The sequence below is a fragment of the Acinetobacter sichuanensis genome (genome assembly GCF_003024515.2).
Classification (GTDB): domain Bacteria; phylum Pseudomonadota; class Gammaproteobacteria; order Pseudomonadales; family Moraxellaceae; genus Acinetobacter; species Acinetobacter sichuanensis.
The window spans coordinates 1-1,050 of record NZ_PYIX02000169.1 but is presented as its reverse complement, the minus strand read 5'-3'; the positions used below and the strand labels follow the sequence as shown (position 1 = coordinate 1,050).

Sequence of the window (1,050 nt, the reverse complement as noted above, 5' to 3'; positions counted from 1 at the left end):
CAAAGATCAAGTAAAACGCAATCGTGAAAAACAAAATCAGGCTGTGAAACAATCTGTGTTCACAAACAAAGCACAGCAAGCGCAAAACGAAATCGATGATTGGTTATCTGAAATCAATCCAGCTCAACCTGAAGTTAAAGATGTTCACCAAGTATTTGAATCAGGAGCAGTAAAATATGCGTAATGATCTGATTGAACAACAAAATCAAGATTTTCAAATACAGCGATTCAGCGAAGAAGATGCACGTTACTTGGTTGAAGACATGATTTTAACCTATGGCAAAAAATTTATTGACCAGTGGAAAGGCTTGAATAAAAAACAGGTAATTGCAAAATTTGTTGAAAAACTTGCTGATTTAAATCAAGCACAATTCAGGCGTGGTTTGAAACGTCTAGAAACTGCTGAATGGCCACCAGCAATCAATGAGTTTAAGAATTGGTGCATTGGTGGCTATGAATACCAAACAGCCGATGATGCATGGTTACAAGCCTTAGATTATGAGAAAAATAATCGAGTTGCCAAGATTAATTTATTTGCTCGAAATGCATTTGAAGAAGTCTGCAAAGCTTATGGTTATTTTGGATCTACTGATACGTTCTATAAGGTTTTTAGCAGTGTTTATAAGCGTTTAATCACAGATGCGAAAGAGCAGAAAATTGAAGATCAAGTTTTGGATGCGATATCACAAGTTGAAAGCAAAGGTGAGGAATTTAATCACAACCCTATTTCAAATGCTGAAGCCCAAAAACATCTTGAAGCACTTAAGCAGAAAATGAATGTGCGAAATCGTCACATTCATAAACCACAAGAATTAAAGCCGAAGGCTAAACCGTTGAACACGCCCATCATCAATGAATGGCCAGATCCATTTGAACAACCTGATGCATATTTAAAACAATGCGAGTTGGATGGTTGTGTGGTACCTGCAACGATTCGTAAGCAGTTGGGAGGTGGTCATGTCTAAGATGGATTTTCAAATAGGCAACTACGTAATGCACCCCAGTACAGGTCGCCCTAATAAGATCAAGCAAATCCGCATTAGCAAGGGT

The 1,050-nt window shown here is 37.8% G+C and carries 1 protein-coding gene and 1 pseudogene; both read left to right on the top strand.

The window, feature by feature from the left end; all coding sequences use genetic code 11:
• Positions 1 to 184, top strand: a pseudogene (locus C9E89_RS23580) (YdaU family protein); the annotation flags it as partial.
• Positions 177 to 965, top strand: coding sequence for a hypothetical protein (locus C9E89_RS22785; RefSeq protein ID WP_107010324.1), 789 nt, complete (start codon positions 177 to 179; stop codon positions 963 to 965). The pseudogene C9E89_RS23580 and the gene C9E89_RS22785, both read left to right, overlap by 8 nt.
• The last annotated feature ends 85 nt before the right edge of the window (positions 966 to 1,050 follow it).